The following is a 23896-nucleotide window of genomic DNA, read 5'->3' as shown; positions in this document are numbered from 1 at the left end:
GATAATAGTGCGGTGGATGGCGCTTACGCTTATCCACCCTACGACCTGTAGATGGGATACGCGCAAGCGCCATCACCCTACGACCTGTAGGTCGGATAAGCCAGGCGCCATCCGACAAAACGCCTCATCACCGTATCGTATAAGAGTTATTGATGTCCGATATCTCCACCACTCAGGCCACGGGCCGCTTACGTCGTCCGCTGATGACCTTATTGCAGGGCTTGTTTACTCTGGCCCTTACGCTCGTCGGCCTGCTGCTTATCACCTTTGCTCTTTCGGCGCTTTCGCCGGTCGATCGTGTGCTGCAAATCGTTGGCGATCACGCAAGCCAGGCCACGTACGACCAGGTGCGTCACCAGCTAGGATTGGACAGACCCCTGCCCGTGCAGTTCTGGCACTATCTGACTAACCTTGCTCATGGCGATTTAGGCACCGCCAGCGCCACCGGGCAGCCTGTACTGCAGGACCTGCTCTCAACTTTTCCCGCCACGCTTGAACTGGCTACTCTTGCGTTGATCATCGGCAGCGTGCTGGGCGTAATTTTTGGCGTGCTCTGCGCGCGATTCGCTGGTTCTCCCTGGGATCTGGCGGTGCGCACATTTACCCTGCTCGGCAACTCTGTGCCGATCTTCTGGCTTGGCCTGCTCATGCTGGCGCTGTTCTACGCGCGTCTGCAATGGAGCGCCGGGCCCGGGCGGCTCGACGATATTTATCAATACAGCGTGGAAGCCAAAACCGGCTTTGTGCTGATTGATACCTGGCTTTCCGGCGACCGCGACGCGTTCTTCAACGCCATCAACCATCTCGTTCTTCCGGTTCTGCTGCTGGCCTATTATTCGCTCGCCGGCATTACGCGTCTGACGCGCACCGCCTGTCTGAGCGAGATGAACAAAGAGTATATTACCCTCGCCCGGGCCAAAGGGGCGGGTGATATGACCATTCTGGTACGGCACGTGCTACCCAATATTCGCGGCACGCTGTTTACGGTTATTGCTCTGGCTTATACCTCCATGCTGGAAGGCGCGGTACTCACGGAAACCGTCTTTTCCTGGCCGGGTATCGGGCGCTATTTAACGACTGCGCTTTTTGCCGGAGATACCACCGCGATTATGGGCGGCACGCTGGTCATTGGCATGTCGTTTGTCATCATCAACAATCTGACTGACGTGCTGGTGCGTGTCACCGATCCGAGGGTGCGCTGATGCCGTCTTATCTCTTTTTGCGCCGTATGCTGCGCTCGCCTGCGGCAGTTTGTGGGCTGGTCATTATCACATTGCTGGTATTGATTGCCCTGTTCGCCCCGCTACTCGCTCCGTTTGATCCTAACTGGCAGGATGCTGCCGCTCGTCTGCAATCGCCAAACACGCAGCACTGGCTCGGAACCGACAGCTATGGCCGCGATTTGCTGTCGCGCCTGCTCTACGGCTCGCGCCCCGCGCTCGGCCTGGTCCTGCTGGTGACGGTGATAACTTTGCCGGTTGGGCTGCTGATCGGCATTCTTTCCGGATATTACGGCGGCTGGCTGGAGCGTGTACTGATGCGTTTTACCGACGTGGTTATGTCGATGCCGCGTCTGATTCTGGCGTTCGCTTTTGTCGCGATGCTCGGGCCTGGACTGGTGAATGGCGCGCTGGCGCTGGCGCTGACAACCTGGCCGGCTTACGCGCGCCAGGCCCGCAGCGAAATTCAACGCCTGCGGCACAGCGACTATCTTGCTGCGGCGGAAATGATGGGCATTCGCGGTCTGCGTTTGCTTGCCGGACATATTCTCCCGCTGTGCTTACCCTCGGCAATTGTGCGCCTGGCGCTCGATCTGGCGGGCATTATTCTTGCCGCTGCCGGGCTAGGATTCCTGGGGCTCGGCGCAAGGCCGCCAATGGCGGAATGGGGAGCGATGATAGCCGACGGCATGCAGGTCATTTTCGATCGGTGGTGGATTGCGGCAGTTCCCGGCACTGCCATTCTGATAGCAAGCCTGGCGTTTAACCTGCTGGGCGATGGATTACGCGACGTGCTGGAGCCAGGCCATGACTGAGAAGCGCATTGAAGTCCGCAACTTGAATATCGATTATCCCGGCGCGCGCGTGGTAAACGACCTGTCGTTTACGCTTGGCAACGAACGCCTGGCCCTGGTGGGCGAATCCGGCTCGGGTAAATCTATGACGGCGCGTGCGCTGATGGGGCTGGTGCGAAAGCCGGGCAAAGTCAGCGCCGGACGGCTTAACGCTCTGGGCAACGATTTGCTGAGGATGAAAAACCGGGACTGGCAAAAGCTGCGCGGCAATGACGTCGCAATGGTTTTACAGGACCCGCGCTACGCGTTAAATCCGGTGAAAAACGTCGCCCTGCAAATTGATGAGGCTATACGTCTGCATCAAAATCTCTCTTCCGGCCAGCGCCGGGAAAGGATTCGCGAAGTAATTAACGCCGTAGGCTTACAGGATAACGTGCAGGCCCGCTACCCGGCAGAACTCTCTGGCGGCATGGGGCAGCGCGTAATGATCGCCATCGCGCTGGTTAACAATCCCAAAGTGCTGATTGCGGATGAACCCACCTCGGCGCTGGATGCGATTCTGCGCAACCAGATCCTTGAGTTGCTGGTGGAGCAGTGCGAACAACGCCAGATGGCGATGCTGTTGATTAGTCACGATCTACCGCTGGTAGCAGAACATTGTCAGCGCGTGCTGGTGATGTACCAGGGGCAAAAAGTCGACGAAATGCCTGCAAACGCCCTGTCCACCGCAGCCCATCCGTACACCCGCACGCTGTGGACCTGCCGTCCACATGCCGCCACATACGGCACAATGCTGCCAACGCTTGATCGCACTCAGAACCTGCAAGGAGAAACCCATGGCAATCGTTGAGGTAAAAAATCTTTGCGTACGGTTTGCCGCGAAAGGTCAGGTCAAAACGGCGGTCAGCAACGCGAGCTTTGCCATTAACGAAGGCGAGACGTTCAGCCTGATTGGCGCGTCCGGCTGCGGCAAATCCACTATTTTGCGTGTCCTCGCCGGATTGCAGCGTGAATGGCAAGGCGGAGTGAATCTTCTGGGCAGCGCCATTAAACCCGGCGTGCGTTTTCAGGGGGATTTACGTCGTAACGTGCAGATGGTGTTTCAGGATCCTTACGCGTCGTTGCATCCCAACCACACTCTTTATCGCACGCTGGCGGAACCGCTGAATATTCACCGGGAAACACAAATTGCCACTCGCGTTGAAGAGGCGCTTGTTCAGGTTGGATTACCGACTGATGCGGCAAAACGTTACCCGCACCAGCTCTCCGGCGGCCAGCGCCAGCGCGTCGCCATTGCTCGCGCGTTGCTGCTGCGGCCAAAAATCCTGCTGCTGGATGAACCCACATCGGCGCTGGATATGTCCGTACAGGCTGAAATACTCAATCTTCTTAATCGCCTTAAACAGCAGTTCGGCATGACTTATCTGCTGGTCAGCCACGATGCGGACGTGATAGCGCATATGTCCGATCGCGCGGCTTACATGTCCGGCGGCAGCATTCAGCATGAGTACGATCGCGCAGCTCTGATCCGTGGCGAGCACCGAATGGTTGCGGCATAAAATTCGCACGACTATAGAGCATTTCGCACAATTTTAGTGCAACTCCCTCCTCTGGCGCCTTTTCCGGTGCCGGAAGCTCAGCATTAAATTACGCAAAACCTTTCTGGATGTGATTAATTATTGCGCACCTTACGTTTCGCCAGGTCGTTTATCCTGATTTCACCGCTGAACGGCGAAATGGCGTATTCCCTGCAATACTAAACATGTGTATCGCGTGATACGCCACTCCCAGGAGCATATTTTGAACAGGTTACCTTCCAGCGCCTCGGCTCTTGCCTGCACGGCGCATGCACTGAATATCATCGAAAAGAAGTCACTTAGTCATGAGGAGATGAAAGCACTAAACCGAGAGGTTATCGAAAGTTTCCAGCAGCATGTTAATCCAGGTTTTCTTGAGTATCGCAAGTCTGTGACCGCCGGCGGGGATTACGGAGCCGTAGAGTGGCAAGCGAGCAGTCTGAATACGCTTGTCGACACCCAGGGTAAGGAGTACCTCGATTGCCTGGGCGGGTTCGGCATTTTTAACGTGGGGCACCGTAATCCAACAGTGGTTTCCGCCGTACAGCATCAGCTCGAAAAACAACCCCTGCACAGTCAGGAGCTTCTCGACCCGCTACGAGCGATGCTAGCCAAAACACTCGCGACGCTTACGCCAGGTAAACTGAAGTACAGCTTCTTTAGCAACAGCGGCACGGAATCGGTCGAAGCGGCGATTAAGCTCGCTAAGGCATACCAGTCACCGCGTGGGAAATTTACCTTTATTGCCGCAAGCGGCGCGTTTCACGGCAAATCTCTCGGCGCATTGTCTGCGACGGCTAAGTCCGCCTTCCGTAAACCGTTTATGCCTTTGCTGCCGGGCTTCCGTCACGTACCGTTCGGAAAGATCGACGCGTTACGCACAATGCTCAGCGAATGCCATAAAACTGGCGATGATGTCGCAGCCGTGATCCTGGAACCTGTCCAGGGTGAAGGCGGCGTAATTCTGCCGCCGGCGGGCTATTTGCCTGCCGTTCGCAAGCTTTGTGATGAGTTCGGCGCGCTGCTGATTTTCGACGAAGTGCAAACCGGCATGGGCCGCACCGGCAAAATGTTCGCCTGTGAACATGAAAACGTGCAGCCGGATATTTTATGCCTCGCCAAAGCTCTCGGTGGCGGCGTGATGCCGATTGGCGCGACGGTTGCTACAGAAGAAGTTTTCTCCGTGCTGTTTGATAACCCTTTCCTGCACACCACCACTTTTGGCGGCAACCCGCTGGCCTGCGCCGCAGCGCTAGCCACCATCCATGTATTGCTCGAGCAAAATCTTCCCGCTCAGGCAGCGCAAAAAGGACAGCTTTTAGTGGATGGTTTCCAGGCCCTCGCCCGCGAGTTTCCGGAAATGGTTGTGGAAGCACGAGGACAGGGATTGCTGATAGCCATTGAGTTTAGCGACAACGAAATTGGCTATAACTTTGCAAGCGAAATGTTCCGCCAGCAGATTCTGGTCGCCGGAACGCTCAACAATGCGAAAACCATCCGCATCGAGCCGCCGCTGACTATCACCCTTGAGCAGTGTGAGCACGTGCTGGGCTGCGCAAGGAAGGCGCTGCTACATCTCCATCGACATACATTTACCGAATCTGGGCATAAAGTAGTTACGGAATAGCGGCCATCACTGCAGGTCACATAAAATGATGATGTGACCTGTATTTTCATAAGGAATATGTATAATTACCTCCTGTTTAAGTGAGGTGAATGTTTAATGCGTATCTTTTTTCTTGAGTGGAATGCTGAATATGGAAAGCTAATGATTAATAATCTCGCTGCTGACTATGATATTCATGAAATTTCACGCTTACTTTATCGATTTAAGTCTTTGAATAAAAAAATACCTGGAAACATATTAAAAAAAATCCATTTAAAGATGCATTACCGTGTAAAGCTTGGCTGCATAAAAAGTGATGATATTATTATCTGCAACGCCTATAGCGCTCTGGCTATTGTTGAGTTAATAGAGCTAATACCATGTAAGAAAATTTTACTTTGTAGGGATACCCTGGAAAAACTCAATAATAACATGAGAAATAAAAGATTACTGCAGCCCAATGAAAATTATCTTGAAAAGGTTAAACCCTACTTCGATAAAATTTATAGCTTCGAAGAGAATGATTGCCACAGTTTTGGTATCAATTTTCTACATCAGTTTTTAAGCTTTACATCAGCACAATATTTAAAGCAAAATCATCAGGTAAGATCGATTGCAAATATGGCATTATATGTAGGTGAATTTACGGAATATCGCGCTGACATTCTCATAAAAATACATGCCATCTTAAAAGCATTAAACTATATAACTGACTTCCATCTTGTTTCTACAATCAACAGTATAACACCCCCTTACTTTTGTAAAAACGAGAAGATATCTTACTGCGAAAATATAAAAAAAGTACAGACTGCGAAAATATTAATAGAGATAAACAGACATGGCCAGACAGGTTTGACACTGAGGGCGTTGGAAGCATTGTTTTTCAATAAAAAATTAATAACCAACAATAAAGAAATTAAAAATCACATATTTTACTGCCCGGAGCGTATTTTTATTTGGGGGACCGATTCAGTTGAAAATATCGGTAGTTTTCTTGCCAAAGATATCGAGCCAGTCGACTTAGGTATTATAAAAAATTATACAGCTGACGCAATGATAGATCGTTTAATCAAAGATATCAGAAATTGAAACAATCAAACCTAAGTGCCTCAGTTTAATATGAGGCACATGGAGATTATAATCATTCAGATTGAGGCAACAGCCCGACAAAACTCCGTTTCTTACGCGGCTGCGACATCATCTCGTCAAGCTTCTCAACGCAGGCCAGATAGTGTGGCGTTTTCTTGTGCGCCAGCACCGCTTCGTCGTTCTCATAAGCCTCATAGATAAAAAAGCGCGTAGCGACTTCCGGGTCCTGCAGCACGTCGAAACGCAGGTTTCCCGGCTCTTTGATTGATCCTTCATGGTTGGCGCGAAACACGTCCAGAAACTCGTCAACCCGTTCAGGCTTAATATTAATTTCTACCAGCGTAACATTCATGCCCTGCCTCCCTGATTTTTTTCATCCAGCCAGAACTGATACGCAACGCGTGCGGACATATTCTCATGCACCACTTTTTTCACCGCTTTTAGCATGGCGAGCGGCGCCTCGGACTGGAAGATATTGCGTCCCATATCCACGCCGGATGCACCCTGATCGATAGCCCGGAAGCACATCTCCAGCGCCTCCTGTTCCGGCAGTTTTTTCCCTCCGGCAATAACAATCGGCACCGGGCAGCTTGCGGCCACTTTCTCGAAGCCCTCTTCTACAAAATAGGTTTTCACAAACTGCGCGCCGATTTCTGCGGCGATGCGGCAGGCCAGAGAAAAATAGCGCGCATCACGCGCCATCTCTTTGCCCACACCGGTTACGGCAAGCGTTGGAATGCCGTAGCGCGTGCCTTCGTCCACGAGCTTGATGATGTTATTAATCGACTGGTGCTCGTACTCGCTGCCAATATAAATCTGCGCCGCCACCGCGCAGGTGTTAAGGCGCAACGCATCTTCCATCGTCACCGCCACGCTTTCACGCGACAGCTCGCTCAGAATAGAGTTACCGCCCGATGCCCGCAGCACGACGGGTTTATTGGTTGCCGGTGGAACAACGCTGCGCAGGATGCCGCGCGTGCACATCAACACGTCGGTTTCTTCGAACAAAGGCGCGATGGATAAATCAATACGTTCAAGGCCGGTAGTCGGCCCCTGAAAATAGCCATGATCGAAAGCCAGCATCACGGTGCGGCCGGTGTCCGGGTTGAAGATGCGCGCCAGCCGGGACTGCATTCCCCAGTCCAGCGCGCCGCTGCCCTTCAGGTAAAACGCTTTGTTCTCCTGCGGGCGGCCAAACCCAAAGTCTTTACCTTCTTTGATATCGTCAAGATCTGCCATTATTTCCTCCCTCAGAAGTCGTATTTACCGATGTTTTCTTTAGTGAACACCACACGTTCCGGCAGCAGCACGATGCCGTTGCCTTTCGCTTCATACTGGTATCCCTGAACGCTGTTCGGCTCCACTTTTAGCGTGCCGATTTTAGCCACATCAATGCTGTCGCCGACGTTAAGATCGCCCTTTTTCAGCATCGTATTTGCGACGTTTACCGCAATTTCGCCCTGCTGCACGACGTCCCAGAGGCCAAAGGCTTTCACCGTGCCGCGCTCCACATAGGGACGCATCACGTTCGGCGTGCTGAAGCCAACGATGGCGACATCAGTCCGTTTGAGGTTTTCAGCCGCCTGTGCCGCCGCAGGCAGCGCGTTGGCGTCCGGCGCGATAATCGCATCCAGATCCGGATAGGCCTTTAAGATCCCCTCGGCGGTTTGCAGAGATTTCGTGGCATCGTTATAGCCAAACTGCGTGGTAACGATTTCCCACTGCGGATGATCTTTGGCGATCTTCGCTTTTGCCTCTTTCACCCACTGGTTTTGATCCGTCACGGTCGGGCTGGAGTAGAAAAACGCGACTTTGGCGGCAGGTTTAGTCACCTGTTTTGCGGCCATATCCACCAGCATGCCGCCGAGCTGCTGCGGCGTGCCCTGGTTGATATAAATACTGCGGCATTCCGGCTTGGTGTCCGAATCCCACGTCAGCACTTTTACGCCGCGCTGCATGGCGCGTTTCAGCGCCGGACACAGACCGTCTGGCGAAACCGCTGAGACGATAATCGCGTTATAGCCCTGATTAACGAAGTTATTAATGAGCTGCACCTGCCCGGAGACGCTCGGCTCGGTTGGCCCGTCGTAGGTGACCGGCACGCCGAGATCTTTACCCGCCTGCATGGCGCCGTTGCCGCCGCTGGTAAAGAAGCCCACGCCCACCAGTTTCGGGATAAAGGCAATACGATCGGCGGCCTGCGCGGCGACAACCCCAAAGGCTAAAGCCCAGGCACTAAGCTGCAGGGCACGTTTTGCTGTCTGCTTCATATCAAACTCCCGTTAGTTTTCTTGTGACCGCGCAGGCGACGCCATGCCGCCTGGAGATAATCGCGGTGCAAACTCACCGAACGACCAATGACCACCACAATCAACAGCGCACCGGACAACGCGCTCGATACCTGATTAGGCACGCCAACCATCTGTAAACCTTGTTGCAGGTACCCCACCAGCAGCGCCGCCAGTGCCGTTCCTAAAATCGAACCGGAACCACCGTAGATATTCGCCCCGCCGAGCACGGCTGCGGTCAGCGCAGGCATTAACAGGTCGCGCCCCAAATCCGAACGGGCCGAACCGAAATAGGAAACCAGCACGATTGCAGCAATGGCTGAGGCCAGTCCCACCATGCCGTACACGCCGTACAGCGAGCCGTTTACCGGCAATGCCGCATAGCGTGCCGCTCGAGGATTTTGCCCAATCAAGAAAACGTGCCGTCCAAAACGGGCACGATGCGTTAGCAGCCAGAACAGCAGGGTAATAACCGCGAACATCACCAGCGGAATGGGCAGGCCGAGCAGCGTGAGGTTAGCAAAATTGGTAAACGCGTCCGGGAAGCCGCCGATGCCTTCATACCCCGTCGCTCCCGCCATACCGGAAAGCAGGAGCGCCCCGCCGCCGAACAGATAAAGCGTGCCTAAAGTAATAACCAGCGGGCTGATGCCGGTGTAATGAATAAGCGCGGCGTTGAACAAGCCGCACAGCAGGCCGACCACGAGCGTGAGAACCACCGCAAGCGAAATAGGGAAACCTGCCTGCAACATCACGCCCAGCGCGATGGCGCACAGGCCGATGGTGGAACCGAGCGATATATCGATACCGCCGCTGATAATCACCAGCGTCAGCGGCAGAGCAACAATGCCGATGCAGATAAAATCGCTGGTGCTGAACAGCAGCATATTGATGTCCAGCATGCGAGGGTTCACCGCGCCAAACAGCAGGATCTCCGCCACCAGAATCAGCAGCAGCGCGACTTCCCAGTTAAGTTTCAGTTTCGTCATTTACGCCACATCCTTCTTCTTACGGGGAAAAGCGCGAACGTTCTTTGCGCCGGGTAAAGGCGGCACAAAACGGCTGTATTTTTGCGCCCGTTGATGACGAGCCAACGCCTGACGCAGGCGGCCGTCCAGCACCAGCACGCCGAGCAAAACCAGCCCTGCAATAAAATCATTCCACCAGGCCGGAAGCTTGAAGAGCACCAAAACGGTGTCGATTTGCGTGAGGAAAAACGCGCCCAGGAAAGCGCCAATCACCGTGCCCGTCCCCCCGAGCAGGGAAATGCCGCCGAGCACGCAGGCGGCAATGGCTTTCATCTCCAGCCCGCTGCCGGTCTGGTTTGGCACAAAACCAATTTGCGAAGCGAAGATAATCCCGCCTGTCGCCGCAAGCATGCCGTTGAATGTGAAAGCTAAAAGACGCGTGCGGTTTACCGCAACGCCGAGCTGCCGGGCGGCGGCAAGGTTATCGCCCACCGCGTAAAAATCGCGACCGAACGCTGTTCTGGCCAGCATCCAGGCGGCGACAGCGACCAGGCACAGCACCAGCATGCCAAGGGGAGAAATACCCAGCGCGACGGGTTCCGACAGCGATTTAAGGCTCGCCGGCAGGCCTTCAATCCATTTCCCGCCCGTCCACAGCAGCATGCCGCCGCGATAAAGGCCAAGCGTGCCGAGCGTAGCGACAATCGCCGGAATGCGCAGCCAGACAACCAGCACGCCGTTGAAGAACCCAGCCAGCGCGCCAATGACCAGCGCGAACAACATCGCCACCGGCAGGCTATGACCGCTGTTTAACGCCACGCCGACGGCAATGGCGCACAGGCCGACCGTTGAGCCAACCGATACGTCGATGTTGCGCGTCAGCATTACCATCGTGGCGCCTACGGCCAGCAGGATCAGGATCTGTGCGCTGGTGAAGATCATGCTCAGCGTTTGCAGGCTGAAGTAGCTGTGGTTCAAGGCGACCAGCACCGCAAACAGCGCGAGAATCGCAAGCAGCGCGCTTAGCTCGCGGTTTTTCAGCAGTTTTTTCATGCGCTTCCTCCGCCAAACGCCATGTTCATCATGCGATCGACATTAATTGAAGGCTTACGTAACTCGCCGTTCATCGCTCCCTGATGCATCACCAGCACGCGATCCGCCAGACCAACAAACTCATCCAGATCGCTGGAGATCATCAGCACCGCCACGTTCTGTGCCGCCACGCTTTTGATCAATTGATAGATATCGGCCCGGGCCGCCACGTCCACGCCGCGCGTCGGTTCATCGACGATAAGCAACAGTGGATTAGCCTCCAGACAGCGCGCCAGCAGAACTTTTTGCTGATTGCCGCCGGAAAGCGTGCGCGCCGTTTGCTCGGCATTATTAAGTTTGATGCCCAGGGCGCGGTGATAGCGTTCCACCACCGCCGCTTCCCGCTTGCTTTGTTGCCACAGGCTCGGTTCGTTAAGCGCCACGGTATTCCAGCGGATCGGCGCATCAAGAAACAGACCTGAAACCTGGCGGTCTTCGGGCAGGTAGATAAGCCCGCGATCGAGGCGTGATTTTGTGCGATCGCCGCTGATTTCTCGATTTTCCAGATAAATATGGCCGCCGCGTACGGGCCGCAAACCATAAAGCGTTTCTGCAAGTTCAGTACGCCCGGAACCCACCAGCCCTGCAAGTCCCACGATCTCACCGGCGTACAGCTCAAAGCTCAGATCGATAAAGCCTTCACCGGTAAGTTCTTCCACGCGCAGCACCGGAAAATCCTGCGGTTCGGTGCGACGGTTGCCCGGCAACGCCAGCCACAGCTTTTGCGTGTCGCTCAGCGCATGCTGGCGATTAATCGGCGTCATCGCGTTAATCAGTTGTTCATCCAGCAACTGCGCCGTTTCGCCGTGCAGCACAACGGCACCGTCGCGCATCACGGAAATGTGGCTGGAGATTTTGCGGATCTCCGGCAGCTTGTGGGAGATAAAAACAATGCCGACATCGAGATCCTGCAAAGCGCGAATCTGGCGAAATAGCCGTTCGGTTTCGCCCGGCGTTAGTGAGGCGGTTGGTTCGTCGAGGATGAGGATTTTCGCCTCGCGCATTAACCCGCGCAGGATCTCAACCATCTGCTGATCCGCCACTTCCAGCGTGCTGGCGATAGCAGTCAACGGAATTTGGCACTCAAGCTGGCGCATTTTCTCCTGCAGGCGGCTGTCTGCATCCCGGCTTGCGGGGAGGCGAAAGAGGATATTTTCACGAACGGTGAGATTGGGAAATAGCATCGGTTCCTGCGGCACGAGATAGATGCCCAGCTCATGAGCCTGCCCCGGCGTCAGGCGTCCAAACGCTTTGCCATACACCTTCAGTTCACCGCGATCCGGGGTTTCCACGCCCGCAATGATCTTCATTAATGTCGACTTCCCTGCCCCGTTGCCGCCGAGCAACGCGTGGACCTGCCCGGCATAGAGAGCAAAATCAATGTCTTTGAGGACGCTCACGCCCGAGAACTGTTTGCTGATATGGCAGGCTTCCAGTACGGCGTTGGTGTTGTGCATCTTCACTCCACAATTGAACAAAAGAGAAATTGCATTAATAATGTTCAAAAGCGTAGACGCCGATATATATTTACAACCGGGCAGGGATCACAAAATTTTTAAATAGATCGGCTAAAACCTGTGCATCACAAATTGATCTTTTTGCCGCACGCTTCACATTTTCTCATCCGGCATCTTCGAACATATGATCTAAATTTGAATAAGAGTTCACCTATGAGCGACAAACGAGCTGAAGAAGGGCGATTAGGCAGCCTGCCGATGGCAGAAGAAGAATTGCTGGCGCGAGTGGCGTGGTCTTACTACCACGACGGATTAACGCAGAATGACATTGGTGAACGCCTCGGCCTGCCGCGCCTGAAGATTTCGCGACTGCTGGAAAAAGGCCGTCAGTCAGGCGTGATACGCGTACAAATTAATTCGCGTTATGAAGGTTGCCTGGCGCTGGAAACGGCCTTGCAGCAGCGGTTCAACCTAAAGATTGCCCGCGTGCTGCCTGCGCAGAACACGCCATCGATGAGCACGCGTTTAGGCATTGGCGCCGCGCAATCGCTGATGGGCGTACTGGAGCCGGGGCAACTGCTGGCCGTAGGTTTCGGCGAAACCACCATGAGCTGTTTGCAGCATCTGAGCGGATTTATCGGCTCGCAGCAGATTCGCCTGGTGACGCTTTCCGGCGGCGTTGGGCCGTATATGACGGGCATTGGGCAGCTTGATGCGGCCTGCAGCGTTAGCATGATCCCAGCCCCGCTGCGCGTCTCTTCGCCGCAGGTGGCGGAAATTTTACGCATGGAGTCGAGCGTGCGGGATGTCATTCTCGCGGCAATGGCTGCGGATGTGGCGGTCGTCGGCATCGGCGCGATAAACCAGAAGCGCGACGCCACCATTCTGCGCTCCGGCTATATCAGCGAAGGTGAGCAACTGATGTACGCCCGCAAAGGGGCGGTGGGCGATATCCTGGGCTATTTCCTGCAAGCGGATGGCGAACTGGTGGAAGGGCTGGAAATCCACCGTGAGTTATTGGGCGTGACGCTTGATGATCTCTCGCATCTGCCGACGATTGTCGGCGTGGCGGGCGGGCAAGATAAAGCGGACGCGATTTATGCCGCGCTCCTTGGTCGCCGTATCAATGGCCTGGTGACGGAAGAAGAGACCGCGCGGGCGGTATTAGCTCTGGCTGATTAACCCCGCGCAAAACAATTGCGGGGTCAACAATGAGTTACCTATTAGCGCTGGACGCCGGAACAGGAAGCATTCGGGCCGTCATCTTCGACACTTCGGGCCACCAGATCGCCGCAGGCCAGGCCGAATGGAAACACCTGAGCGTGCCCGACGTGCCCGGCTCGATGGAGTTTGATCTCAATACTAACTGGCAGCTCGCCTGCCAGTGCATCCGTGAAGCGCTGCAAAAAGCGCATCTGCCGCCGGGCGCAATTAGCGCTATTTCCTGCTGTTCGATGCGTGAAGGCATCGTCCTTTATGACCGTAATGGCGACCCGATTTGGGCATGCGCCAACGTGGACGCCCGCGCCAGCCGTGAAGTTAGCGAGCTAAAAGAAATTCACGATTTCCAGTTTGAGTCCGAGGTGTACCACGTTTCCGGGCAAACGCTGGCGTTAAGCGCCATGCCGCGCCTGCTGTGGCTTGCGCACCACCGCCCGGATATTTATCGTCAGGCGGCAACCATCACGATGATCAGCGACTGGCTGGCGGCGAAGCTTAGCGGCGAGCTGGCGGTTGATCCTTCCAACGCCGGCACGACGGGAATGCTTGATCTGGCAACCCGAGACTGGCGGCCTGCGCTGCTGGATATGGCCGGGCTGCGGGCGGATATCCTTTCGCCGGTCAGGGAAACCGGCACGGTGCTAGGCGGCGTAACGCCAGAAGCCGCGCAGCAAAGCGGGCTGCTTGCGGGAACGCCAGTCGTAATGGGAGGCGGCGATGTGCAACTGGGCTGCCTTGGGCTTGGCGTGGTGCGGGCCGGACAAACGGCCGTACTGGGCGGAACGTTCTGGCAGCAGGTGGTGAATCTCCCGGCTATTAAGACCGATCCGGAGATGAACATTCGCATCAATCCTCATGTCATCAGCAACATGGTGCAGGCGGAATCTATCAGCTTCTTTACCGGCCTGACGATGCGCTGGTTCCGGGATGCTTTCTGCGCCGAGGAAAAGCTGCTGGCCGAAAGGCTTGGCGTGGACACTTATGCGCTGCTCGAAGATATGGCTGCGCGGGTTCCGGCTGGCTCTCATGGCGTGATGCCGATTTTCTCCGACGCGATGCATTTTAAGCAGTGGTATCACGCCGCGCCGTCGTTTATTAATCTCTCTATCGATCCGGAAAAATGCAATAAAGCGACGCTGTTTCGCGCGCTCGAAGAGAACGCAGCGATTGTCTCGGCGTGTAACCTTGAGCAGATTTCCGGTTTCTCCGGCGTGGAGTTTGAATCTCTGGTCTTTGCCGGCGGCGGTTCGAAAGGCGCGCTATGGAGCCAGATTTTAAGCGATGTCACCGGCTTGCCGGTGCGAGTGCCGGTAGTAAAAGAGGCCACGGCGCTTGGCTGCGCGATTGCTGCAGGCGTGGGTGCCGGGCTGTTTAATAATATGGCCGATACCGGCGAGAGGCTGGTGAAATGGCAGCGCGAATTTACGCCCAATCAGGCACATCGCGAGCTTTATGACGAGATGAAAAGTAAATGGATGAAGGTGTATGCGGATCAGCTAACGCTTGTAGACAGCGGGCTGACGACTTCAATGTGGCAGGCGCCGGGGTTGGTAAGAGGATAACGGCCGGTGGATGGCGCTTTCGCTTATCCACCCTACGGTCTACGGTTCGGGTTCTGTAGGTCGGGTAAGCACCGCGCCACCCGACATATTTACCCGGTTTAACCAGAACGTTTCATCATCAGCCAGAGGCTGATCAGGAAGAAGCTGGCGCTTGGTAACAGCGCGCCAAGGATGGGCGGAATGTTATACACAAGGCTTAGCGGCCCAAAGATTTGGTCGAGCACATAGAACACGAAGCCAAAGCTGATACCGGTGACTACGCGCACGCCCATCGGCACGCTACGCAGCGGCCCGAAGATAAACGACAGCGCCATCAGCATCATTACCGCAACCGACAGCGGCGCAAAGATTTTGCTCCACATGTTGAGCTGATAACGCCCTGCATCCTGCCCGCTCGACTTGAGGTATTTCACATAGTTGTGCAGGCCGCTTATCGACAGCGCATCGGGATCTAACGCCACCACGCCAAGTTTGTCCGGCGTGAGGTTTGTTTTCCACTCGCCGCTGACCATCTGAGAACCGGTAATTTGTTTCGGGTCGGTCAGATTGGATTCATCGACCTGCGACAGTCGCCACACCTTGTGGTCCGCGTCATATTGCGCCGAAGCGGCATAACGCACGGATTGCAGGCGACGATCTTTGGTGAAGCCATAAATACTGATGCCAGCAAGCTGGTTATCGCCCTTCACGCGTTCGATATAGACAAAGTTTTGGCCATCTTTCGCCCATAAACCCTGCTGCGTGGTAAGCAGCGAACCGCCGTACATCTGCTGCGCACGATAGTTACGCGCCATCTGCTCGCCCTGCGGAGCAACCCACTCGCCAATCGCCATGGTCAACAGCACCAGCGGAATGGCGGTTTTCATGACGGAAAGCGCGATTTGCATCCGGGTAAAGCCAGAAGCCTGCATAACGACCAGCTCACTGCGCTGGGCCAGCATGCCCAGGCCCAGCAGCGCGCCCAACAAGGCCGCCATCGGGAAGAAAATCTGGATGTCTTTCGGTACGCTCAGAACGGTATAAACGCCTGCGCCCAGCGCTGAATATTCGCCCTGCCCGGCTTTTTTTAGCTGATCGACAAACTTAATGATTCCCGACAGCGACACCAGCATGAACAGCGTCATCATGATGGTGGTGAAGATGGTTTTACCGATATATCGGTCGAGTACGCCAAACATTTATGCCGCTCCTTTTTTGCTGAAGCGCATGCGTAGATGGCGCATCGGTACCGTATCCCACACGTTTAGCACCAGCGCGATGCCAAAATAGACAAGGTTTACCAGCCACATCCAAATCATCGGGTCGATTTTGCCTTTTGCCCCATTCGACTTTAGCGAAGTCTGGAGCAGGAAGAAGACCAGATAGAGCAGCATCGCCGGCAGCATGGACAGAACACGGCCCTGACGCGGGTTCACCACGCTGAGCGGGACAACCATCAGCGCCATGATAAAGACGGTGAGCACAAGCGTGATACGCCAGTGCAGCTCGGCGCGAGCGTTAGGTTTGTCGCTTTGCCACAGCGTTCGCATGTCCATCTGGCTGGCATCGTCCGGGTCCAGCGCTACCGACTGGTGGCCGACAATGGCCTGATAGTCCTGGAAATCCGTAATGCGGAAGTCGCGCAGCAGCGCTGTGCCCTCAAAACGGGTGCCGGTATTGAGCGTAACGACCTGCGAGCCGTCAGCCCGCTGGGACAAATGCCCTGAATCAGCAACCACCACGGACGGACGCGCATTGCCCTTCGGGCGCAGTTGCGCAAGGAATACATCTTTGAAACTGGAGCCTTCAACGCTTTCAATAAACAGCACCGAGTTGCCGTCGGTGGCCTGCTGGAATTGCCCTTGCGCAAGCGCCGCCATGCCAGGATTCGCTTTGGCTTCCGCCAGCACTTCATCCTGATGGCGCGAAGACCAGGGCCCAAGCCACATCACGTTGACCATCGCCACCACGCCGGTGAAGAGTGCGAGGATCATCGCGGCTTTAATCAAGACTGCTTTACTCAGACCACAGGCATGCATTACCGTGATTTCGCTTTCGGTATACAGCCGTCCAAGCGTCATTAACAGCCCTAAAAACAGGCTTAAAGGCAGGATAAGCTGCGCCATTTCCGGCACGCCTAATCCCAGCAGAGAAAGAACGAGATTTGTTGGGATGTCGCCGTCAACCGCCGCACCAAGAATCCTGACCAGCTTCTGACAAAAGAAGATCAGCAGCAGGATGAAGAGGATCGCAAGTTGGCTTTTGAGCGTCTCCCGAACCAGATATCTTATGATAATCACATTAAGTACGCCTGTGAAAACGAGTCTTTTTGCAGGAAAATCGCTTGTTTCATCGCTTATACGTCATTTATTCTCTTGAGTCGTCGAAAACATCGCTAAGATTAAACTTACCCGGCGAAGTGATGCTACAGGGTGATTTAACTGACGTTGCCGAAACCGTAAAAATACATTCGTTAAGATTAACACGAAGTCATCGCAACAGCGGATATGAGTTACGAGAGCTTGTAATTCTAGCCTGTAGCCGCCGCCGTTGTCTTTAAGATTCAGGAGCGTAGTGCATGGAGTTCAGTGTAAAAAGCGGTAGCCCCGAGAAACAGCGTAGTGCCTGCATCGTTGTGGGAGTCTTTGAACCGCGTCGCCTGTCCCCGGTCGCCGAACAACTCGATAAAATCAGCGATGGCTACATCAGCGCTCTTTTGCGCCGCGGTGAGCTTGAGGGGAAACCAGGTCAGACTTTATTGCTTCACCACGTTCCGAATGTGCTTTCCGAGCGTATTCTGCTGATTGGGTGTGGTAAAGAGCGCGAGCTGGATGAGCGTCAGTATAAGCAGGTTATACAGAAAACGATTAATACCCTGAACGACACAGGCTCGATGGAAGCCGTCTGTTTTCTGACCGAACTGCACGTTAAAGGCCGCAATACTTACTGGAAAGTCCGCCAGGCGGTAGAAACCGCAAAAGAGTCGCTCTACTGCTTTGACCAGCTAAAAACCAACAAAAGCGAGCCGCGTCGTCCGCTGCGTAAAATGGTCTTTAATGTTCCCACTCGTCGTGAGCTAACCAGCGGCGAACGTGCAATTCAGCACGGTCTGGCCATTGCCGCCGGTGTCAAAGCGGCAAAAGATCTGGGCAATATGCCGCCAAATATCTGTAATGCGGCCTATCTGGCTTCTCAGGCACGTCAACTGGCCGATTCTTACAGCAAAAACGTTGTAACCCGCGTTATTGGCGAACAGCAGATGAAAGAGCTGGGCATGCACTCTTACCTCGCGGTGGGTGACGGTTCCCAGAATGAATCGCTGATGTCCGTCATTGAGTACAAAGGCAACGACGCGCCGGACGCACGTCCGATTGTGCTGGTTGGCAAAGGCCTGACGTTTGACTCCGGCGGTATCTCCATCAAACCTGCCGAAGGCATGGACGAGATGAAATACGACATGTGCGGCGCAGCATCCGTGTATGGCGTAATGCGCATGGTTGCAGAGCTGAACCTGCCGATTAACGTTATCGGCGTGCTGGCCGGTTGTGAAAACATGCCGGGTGGCCGCGCATATCGTCCAGGCGACGTGCTGACTACCATGTCCGGGCAAACCGTTGAAGTGTTAAACACCGATGCGGAAGGCCGTCTGGTCCTGTGCGACGTGCTGACCTATGTGGAACGTTTCGAGCCGGAAGTCGTTATCGATGTGGCAACGCTGACCGGCGCCTGCGTGATTGCCCTCGGCCATCACATCACCGGCTTGCTGTCTAACCACAATCCGCTGGCGCATGAACTGATTAGCGCATCTGAACAGGCGGGCGACCGCGCCTGGCGTTTGCCAATCAGCGACGAGTATCAGGATCAACTGGACTCCAATTTTGCCGATATGGCGAACATTGGCGGCCGTCCGGGCGGTGCGATTACCGCAGCCTGCTTCCTGTCTCGCTTTACACGTAAATATAACTGGGCACACCTGGATATCGCAGGAACGGCCTGGCGCTCAGGCAAAGCCAAAGGCGCAACCGGCCGTCCGGTTGCGCTGCTGTCGCAGTTCCTGTTGAACCGTTCAGGTTTTAACGGCGAAGAGTAACAGAGGTTTCCCCTCTGGACTTTTGTCGGGCGATAAGCCCACGCCATCCGCCACGACTCGGTGGATGGCGCGTCGTTTATCCACTCTACGGCTGCCAATGACTCAATAAAATGCGAGTAAAATGAAAAACGCGACGTTCTACCTTCTCGACAACGATACCGCTTCAGGTGAGCTGAGCGCCGTTGAAGCGTTGGTCTGTACACTTGCGGCAGAAAGTTTTCGGGCAGGCAAGCGCCTGCTCATTGCTTGTGTTGATGAACAGCAGGCCATCCGTCTGGATGAAGCGCTCTGGCAGCGCGACGCTCAAGCGTTTGTACCGCATAATCTCGCCGGCGAAGGACCGCGTTATGGCGCGCCGGTCGAACTCGCCTGGCCGCAGCGTCGCGGCAGCTCGTCGCGAGACGTGTTGATAAGCCTGCTGCCGCACTTCGCAGATTTTGCCACCGCTTTCCATGAAGTGATAGACTTCGTACCTTACGAAGACACTCAAAAACAACTGGCCCGCGAGCGCTATAAAGCGTACCGCGTTGCTGGTTTCCACTTGACTACGGCGTCTCATACCGCGCCGGGAACGACATAGCAGACAATGGAAAAGACATATAACCCGCAAGATATCGAACAGCCGCTTTACGAGCACTGGGAACAGCAGGGCTACTTTAAGCCAAATGGCGACACCAGCCAGGAAAGCTTCTGCATCATGATCCCACCGCCGAACGTCACCGGCAGCTTGCATATGGGTCACGCCTTCCAGCAGACGATCATGGACACCATGATTCGCTACCAGCGCATGCAGGGTAAAAATACCCTGTGGCAGGCGGGGACTGACCACGCCGGCATCGCGACCCAGATGGTCGTCGAGCGCAAAATTGCCGCCGAAGAAGGAAAAACCCGTCACGATTACGGCCGTGACGCCTTTATCGATAAAATCTGGCAGTGGAAGGCAGAGTCTGGTGGCACCATCACCCGTCAGATGCGTCGTCTTGGCAACTCGGTAGACTGGGAGCGCGAACGCTTCACCATGGACGAAGGCCTGTCCAACGCGGTGAAAGAAGTGTTCGTCCGCCTGTACAAAGAAGATCTGATTTATCGCGGCAAGCGCCTGGTAAACTGGGACCCGAAACTGCGCACCGCTATTTCCGATCTGGAAGTAGAAAACCGCGAGTCCAAAGGCTCCATGTGGCACCTGCGTTATCCGCTGGCTGACGGCGCAAAAACTGCCGACGGCAAAGATTACCTGATTGTCGCAACTACCCGTCCGGAAACCGTGCTGGGCGATACCGGCGTGGCCGTGAACCCGGAAGATCCGCGTTATAAAGATTTGATCGGTAAGTTCGTGGTGCTGCCGCTGGTTAACCGCCGCATTCCGGTCGTCGGCGACGAACACGCCGACATGGAAAAAGGCACCGGCTGCGTGAAGATTACGCCAGCCCACGACTTTAACGACTACGAAGTGGGTCGTCGTCATGCCCTGCCGATGATCAACATTCTGACCTTTGACGGCGATATCCGCGAAGCGGCTGAAGTGTTTGATACCAACGGCGAAGAATCTACCGTTTACAGCAGCGAGATCCCAGCCGAGTTCCAGAAGCTGGAGCGCTTTGCCGCGCGTAAAGCCGTCGTCGCTAAGTTCGACGAACTGGGCCTGCTTGATGAAATCAAACCTCACGATCTGACCGTGCCTTACGGCGACCGTGGCGGCGTGGTTATCGAACCAATGCTGACCGACCAGTGGTATGTGCGCACCGCTCCGCTGGCGAAAGTCGCGGTAGAAGCCGTTGAACAAGGCGATATTCAGTTCGTGCCTAAGCAGTACGAAAACATGTACTTCTCCTGGATGCGCGATATTCAGGACTGGTGTATTTCCCGCCAGCTTTGGTGGGGCCACCGCATCCCGGCCTGGTACGATGCTGAAGGCAACGTGTACGTTGGCCGTAACGAAGCGGAAGTTCGCGCTGAAAACAACCTTGGCGCAGATGTAGCGCTAAACCAGGACGAAGACGTGCTGGACACCTGGTTCTCCTCCGGTCTGTGGACGTTCTCTACCCTCGGCTGGCCGGAGAACACCGAGGCGCTGCGCACCTTCCACCCGACCAGCGTGATGGTCAGCGGCTTCGACATCATTTTCTTCTGGATTGCCCGCATGATCATGCTGACCATGCACTTCATCAAAGATGAAGATGGCAAGCCGCAGGTACCGTTTAAAACCGTCTATATGACCGGCCTTATCCGCGACGACGAAGGACAGAAAATGTCCAAGTCCAAGGGTAACGTTATCGATCCTCTGGATATGGTTGACGGCATCTCCCTGGAAGATCTGCTCGAAAAACGCACCGGCAACATGATGCAGCCGCAGTTAGCGGAGAAAATCCGCAAGCGCACCGAGAAGCAGTTCCCGAACGGCATTGAGCCGCACGGCACCGATGCGCTGCGCTTTACGCTTGCGGCGCTGGCGTCTACCGGCCGCGATATCAACTGGGACATGAAACGCCTGGAAGGTTACCGTAACTTCTGTAACAAGCTGTGGAACGCCAGCCGTTTCGTGCTGATGAATACCGAAGAGCAGGACTGCGGCTTTGAAAGCGGCGAGCTGGTTCTGTCCCTGGCGGACCGCTGGATCCTGGCCGAATTCAACCGCACCGTGAAGGCGTATCGTGAAGCGCTGGACAGCTATCGCTTTGATATCGCTGCCAACATTCTGTATGAATTCACCTGGAACCAGTTCTGCGACTGGTATCTGGAGCTGACCAAGCCGGTAATGAACAGCGGAACCGAGGCGGAACTGCGCGGCACCCGCAATACGCTGATTAACGTGCTGGAAGGTCTGCTGCGTCTTGCGCACCCAATCATTCCGTTCATCACCGAAACCATCTGGCAGCGCGTGAAGGTCTTGAAAGGCATCACCGCAGACACCATCATGCTGCAGCCGTTCCCGGCCTATAACAGCGCCCAGGACGACGAAGCCGCGTTTGCCGACACCGAGTGGCTGAAGCAGGCGATCACCGCAGTGCGTAACATTCGCGCTGAGATGAATATCGCTCCAGGCAAGCCGCTGGAAGTGCTGCTGCGTAACGTAAGCGCTGAAGCGGAACGCCGCGTGAATGCGAACCGTACTTTCCTGCAAAACCTTGCGCGTCTGGAAAGCATTACCCTGCTGAGCGGCGATGATAAAGGTCCGGTTTCCGTGACCAAAATTATCGACGGCGCAGAGCTGCTTATCCCAATGGCGGGCCTGGTCGACAAAGCCGCCGAGATTGAGCGTCTTGCTAAAGAAGTTGCGAAGATCGAAGTCGAGATCGGCAAAATCGAAGGCAAGCTGTCAAACGAAGGCTTTGTGGCGCGTGCGCCGGCAGATGTGGTTGCAAAAGAGCGTGAGCGTCTGGTTGGCTTCAATGATGCGAAAGCGAAGCTGATTGAACAGCAGGCTGTTATTGCCGCGCTGTAACTGAACCGTTAAGCGTAAAAAGCCGGGAATATTCCCGGCTTTTTTATGGATGTCTGAAAGATCCTCTCTTGCACCCTTTTCGAGGGAGTGCTATTAACTCGCCCTATATGTCAAAAGTATCAAGAGTCAAATGATGAATATTGCTGCTCCGGTTGATCTTGCCCTGCGCAGGATTTGCGCCCATGACAACTCCGCCATCGCCCAGGTTATCCGCGAGGTGTCCGCTGAATACGGCTTAACGGCCGATAAAGGCTACACGGTGGCAGACCCTAATCTGGACGAGCTTTATCAGCTCTACAGCAAACCAGGTCATGCTTATTGGGTCGTTGAACTGGAAGGCAAGGTGGTTGGCGGCGGCGGCGTAGCGCCTTTGTCCTGTAGCGAACCCGATATTTGCGAACTGCAGAAGATGTATTTCCTGCCGGTAGTACGCGGGAAAGGCCTGGCGAAACGCCTGGCAATACAGGCAATGGATTTTGCCCGCGAGCAGGGGTTTACCCGCTGCTATCTGGAAACAACCGCGTTTCTGACCGAAGCCATCGCGCTGTATGAACGCCTCGGTTTTGAGCATATTGCCGAACCGCTCGGCTGCACCGGGCATGTGGACTGTGAAGTCAGAATGCTTAAAACGCTTTAACATGCTGGCGGATAAGCGCAACGCTATCCGCCTGATACAAACTATTGACCCTCAACCGACAGACGAATAATCGCAGCGGCTTTCTGCGGCGGCAACAGCATGACATTCCGCCACAAATCCTGCACCAGATTACATGCCACCGCCTCTTTGCCTATAGCCTGGCGCGGGTCTTCCATTAGCTGAATATCCTGTCCGTATTGTTTAACCAGTTGCTGAACAATCGGCTGAATATCGCGCTGGGCCTGCTCGCGTTCTTCGGCCGTCACGGTATGTTTGTCCGGACCAAAAGCCGAACGCAGCATGTCGGCGTCAACTTCCATACGACGCATAGTGACTTCTCGCGGGATAATGCGCACAGCATTAATGCCGCCCTTCACCGCCGGGAACAGGAAGCGGAAACATTCGTCATCGCTGGCTTTTTGCACCATCGCGGTTTGCTGCATGTTGATTTGCATATAGGCCACGACGTTTGCATCGGCTGCGTTCTGCAATTGCTTCATCTGGAACGCAAGGATCTGCGGCTGAATAGCATCGATGATTTCCTGCTCCGTTTTTCCTTCTTTGTGCATTGTCAGCGACCGCTGGCGAACAGACTCAAAGAGCGCGGGCTGATGTTCTTTCATCACCTGATAAACCGGCATCTTATTGAAAGCTTCGTCCATCTGGCTTACTTGCGCCTGCATGCTGGTCTTGCCGTCGCGCGGGATGAGATACTTCACATCAATAATATTCCACGCCACGATCGCAACAGCCGCGATAACCAATGCGGCCACTTTGCCGATCCAGCCTTTTTTACGGGCAAAGCCCACCACGACGGCAATCACCGCGCCGATATAGCCTGCAAGAATGACATGAGTCCAGTTCATTAAATATC

At 55.0% G+C, this 23896-nt stretch carries 21 protein-coding genes; 12 read left to right on the top strand and 9 right to left on the bottom strand.

The genetic code is table 11. The annotated features are described in order from the left end of the window. Window positions 1-152: 152 nt before the first annotated feature. From MUA00_RS15530 to MUA00_RS15505, 6 genes are all read left to right on the top strand, one after another. Window positions 153-1202, top strand: coding sequence for an ABC transporter permease (locus MUA00_RS15530; RefSeq protein WP_408639717.1), 1050 nt, complete (start codon window positions 153-155; stop codon window positions 1200-1202). Then, complete coding sequence (locus tag MUA00_RS15525; protein ID WP_271123920.1) at window positions 1202-2035, top strand: ABC transporter permease; 834 nt, start codon at window positions 1202-1204, stop codon at window positions 2033-2035. The genes MUA00_RS15530 and MUA00_RS15525 overlap by 1 nt, the downstream gene beginning before the upstream one ends. Continuing rightward, on the top strand, window positions 2028-2864 hold the full coding sequence (locus MUA00_RS15520; RefSeq protein ID WP_271123919.1) for an ABC transporter ATP-binding protein: 837 nt from the start codon (window positions 2028-2030) through the stop codon (window positions 2862-2864). The genes MUA00_RS15525 and MUA00_RS15520 overlap by 8 nt, the downstream gene beginning before the upstream one ends. Next, window positions 2851-3573 (top strand): ABC transporter ATP-binding protein, encoded by a 723-nt coding sequence (locus MUA00_RS15515; RefSeq protein WP_271123918.1) that lies wholly within the window; start codon window positions 2851-2853, stop codon window positions 3571-3573. The genes MUA00_RS15520 and MUA00_RS15515 overlap by 14 nt, the downstream gene beginning before the upstream one ends. Before the next feature lie 241 nt (window positions 3574-3814). Further along, on the top strand, window positions 3815-5218 hold the full coding sequence (gene ygjG, locus MUA00_RS15510) for a putrescine aminotransferase (RefSeq protein ID WP_271123917.1): 1404 nt from the start codon (window positions 3815-3817) through the stop codon (window positions 5216-5218). Between the two features lie 96 nt (window positions 5219-5314). Then, window positions 5315-6286: a hypothetical protein gene (locus MUA00_RS15505; RefSeq protein ID WP_271123916.1), complete on the top strand. Its 972-nt coding sequence runs from the start codon at window positions 5315-5317 to the stop codon at window positions 6284-6286. Window positions 6287-6338: 52 nt separating this feature from the next. Here MUA00_RS15505 and lsrG read toward each other — a convergent pair whose 3' ends face one another. Genes lsrG through lsrA form a run of 6 tightly spaced genes read right to left on the bottom strand, consistent with a single transcriptional unit; the run spans window position 6339 to window position 12091 of the window. Then, window positions 6339-6638 (bottom strand): (4S)-4-hydroxy-5-phosphonooxypentane-2,3-dione isomerase, encoded by a 300-nt coding sequence (gene lsrG, locus MUA00_RS15500; RefSeq protein WP_271123915.1) that lies wholly within the window; start codon window positions 6636-6638, stop codon window positions 6339-6341. Continuing rightward, window positions 6635-7525: a 3-hydroxy-5-phosphonooxypentane-2,4-dione thiolase gene (gene lsrF / locus MUA00_RS15495; protein ID WP_271123914.1), complete on the bottom strand. Its 891-nt coding sequence runs from the start codon at window positions 7523-7525 to the stop codon at window positions 6635-6637. The genes lsrG and lsrF overlap by 4 nt, the downstream gene beginning before the upstream one ends. An 11-nt stretch (window positions 7526-7536) precedes the next feature. Then, the gene (lsrB, locus tag MUA00_RS15490; RefSeq protein WP_271123913.1) at window positions 7537-8556 is read right to left on the bottom strand and encodes an autoinducer 2 ABC transporter substrate-binding protein LsrB; all 1020 of its coding nucleotides are present in this window, start codon (window positions 8554-8556) and stop codon (window positions 7537-7539) included. Continuing rightward, a complete protein-coding gene (lsrD, locus tag MUA00_RS15485; RefSeq protein WP_271123912.1) occupies window positions 8553-9563 on the bottom strand; it encodes an autoinducer 2 ABC transporter permease LsrD in 1011 nt (336 codons plus the stop codon). Before lsrD ends, lsrB begins: the two co-directional genes overlap by 4 nt. Further along, a complete protein-coding gene (gene lsrC, locus MUA00_RS15480) occupies window positions 9564-10595 on the bottom strand; it encodes an autoinducer 2 ABC transporter permease LsrC (RefSeq protein ID WP_271123911.1) in 1032 nt (343 codons plus the stop codon). After that, window positions 10592-12091 carry an autoinducer 2 ABC transporter ATP-binding protein LsrA gene (lsrA, locus tag MUA00_RS15475; protein WP_271123910.1) on the bottom strand — a complete coding sequence of 500 codons (1500 nt, stop codon included), beginning with the start codon at window positions 12089-12091 and terminating at the stop codon, window positions 10592-10594. Before lsrA ends, lsrC begins: the two co-directional genes overlap by 4 nt. Window positions 12092-12304: 213 nt before the next feature. Here lsrA and lsrR point away from each other — a divergent pair, with 213 nt between their 5' ends. Beyond that, the gene (gene lsrR, locus MUA00_RS15470) at window positions 12305-13273 is read left to right on the top strand and encodes a transcriptional regulator LsrR (protein ID WP_271123909.1); all 969 of its coding nucleotides are present in this window, start codon (window positions 12305-12307) and stop codon (window positions 13271-13273) included. Between the two features lie 29 nt (window positions 13274-13302). Further along, window positions 13303-14874 carry an autoinducer-2 kinase gene (lsrK, locus tag MUA00_RS15465; protein ID WP_271123908.1) on the top strand — a complete coding sequence of 524 codons (1572 nt, stop codon included), beginning with the start codon at window positions 13303-13305 and terminating at the stop codon, window positions 14872-14874. A gap of 98 nt (window positions 14875-14972) precedes the next feature. Here lsrK and lptG read toward each other — a convergent pair whose 3' ends face one another. Together lptG and lptF are read right to left on the bottom strand one after the other, a co-directional pair. Further along, a complete protein-coding gene (gene lptG, locus MUA00_RS15460; protein WP_271123907.1) occupies window positions 14973-16052 on the bottom strand; it encodes an LPS export ABC transporter permease LptG in 1080 nt (359 codons plus the stop codon). Further along, the gene (gene lptF, locus MUA00_RS15455; RefSeq protein ID WP_271123906.1) at window positions 16053-17153 is read right to left on the bottom strand and encodes an LPS export ABC transporter permease LptF; all 1101 of its coding nucleotides are present in this window, start codon (window positions 17151-17153) and stop codon (window positions 16053-16055) included. It abuts the gene before it with no gap. A 278-nt stretch (window positions 17154-17431) separates the two neighbouring features. On the opposite strand from lptF, the gene pepA reads away from it, so the two are divergent. The 4 genes from pepA (at window position 17432) to MUA00_RS15435 (ending at window position 23022) form a co-directional block, all read left to right on the top strand. Then, the gene (gene pepA, locus MUA00_RS15450; protein WP_271123905.1) at window positions 17432-18943 is read left to right on the top strand and encodes a leucyl aminopeptidase; all 1512 of its coding nucleotides are present in this window, start codon (window positions 17432-17434) and stop codon (window positions 18941-18943) included. A gap of 121 nt (window positions 18944-19064) precedes the next feature. Beyond that, a complete protein-coding gene (locus MUA00_RS15445; protein WP_271123904.1) occupies window positions 19065-19523 on the top strand; it encodes a DNA polymerase III subunit chi in 459 nt (152 codons plus the stop codon). 6 nt (window positions 19524-19529) lie between these two features. Beyond that, window positions 19530-22385: a valine--tRNA ligase gene (locus tag MUA00_RS15440; RefSeq protein WP_271123903.1), complete on the top strand. Its 2856-nt coding sequence runs from the start codon at window positions 19530-19532 to the stop codon at window positions 22383-22385. 130 nt (window positions 22386-22515) lie between these two features. Continuing rightward, a complete protein-coding gene (locus tag MUA00_RS15435; RefSeq protein WP_271123902.1) occupies window positions 22516-23022 on the top strand; it encodes a GNAT family N-acetyltransferase in 507 nt (168 codons plus the stop codon). A gap of 41 nt (window positions 23023-23063) precedes the next feature. Here MUA00_RS15435 and MUA00_RS15430 read toward each other — a convergent pair whose 3' ends face one another. Continuing rightward, window positions 23064-23888 (bottom strand): topoisomerase II, encoded by an 825-nt coding sequence (locus MUA00_RS15430; RefSeq protein ID WP_271123901.1) that lies wholly within the window; start codon window positions 23886-23888, stop codon window positions 23064-23066. Window positions 23889-23896 lie beyond the last annotated feature (8 nt).

It is taken from the genome of Dryocola boscaweniae (assembly GCF_025215095.1).
GTDB classification, from domain to species: domain Bacteria; phylum Pseudomonadota; class Gammaproteobacteria; order Enterobacterales; family Enterobacteriaceae; genus Dryocola; species Dryocola boscaweniae.
Note: the sequence above shows the minus strand (reverse complement) of the source record. Positions and strands in the feature narration are given on the sequence as shown.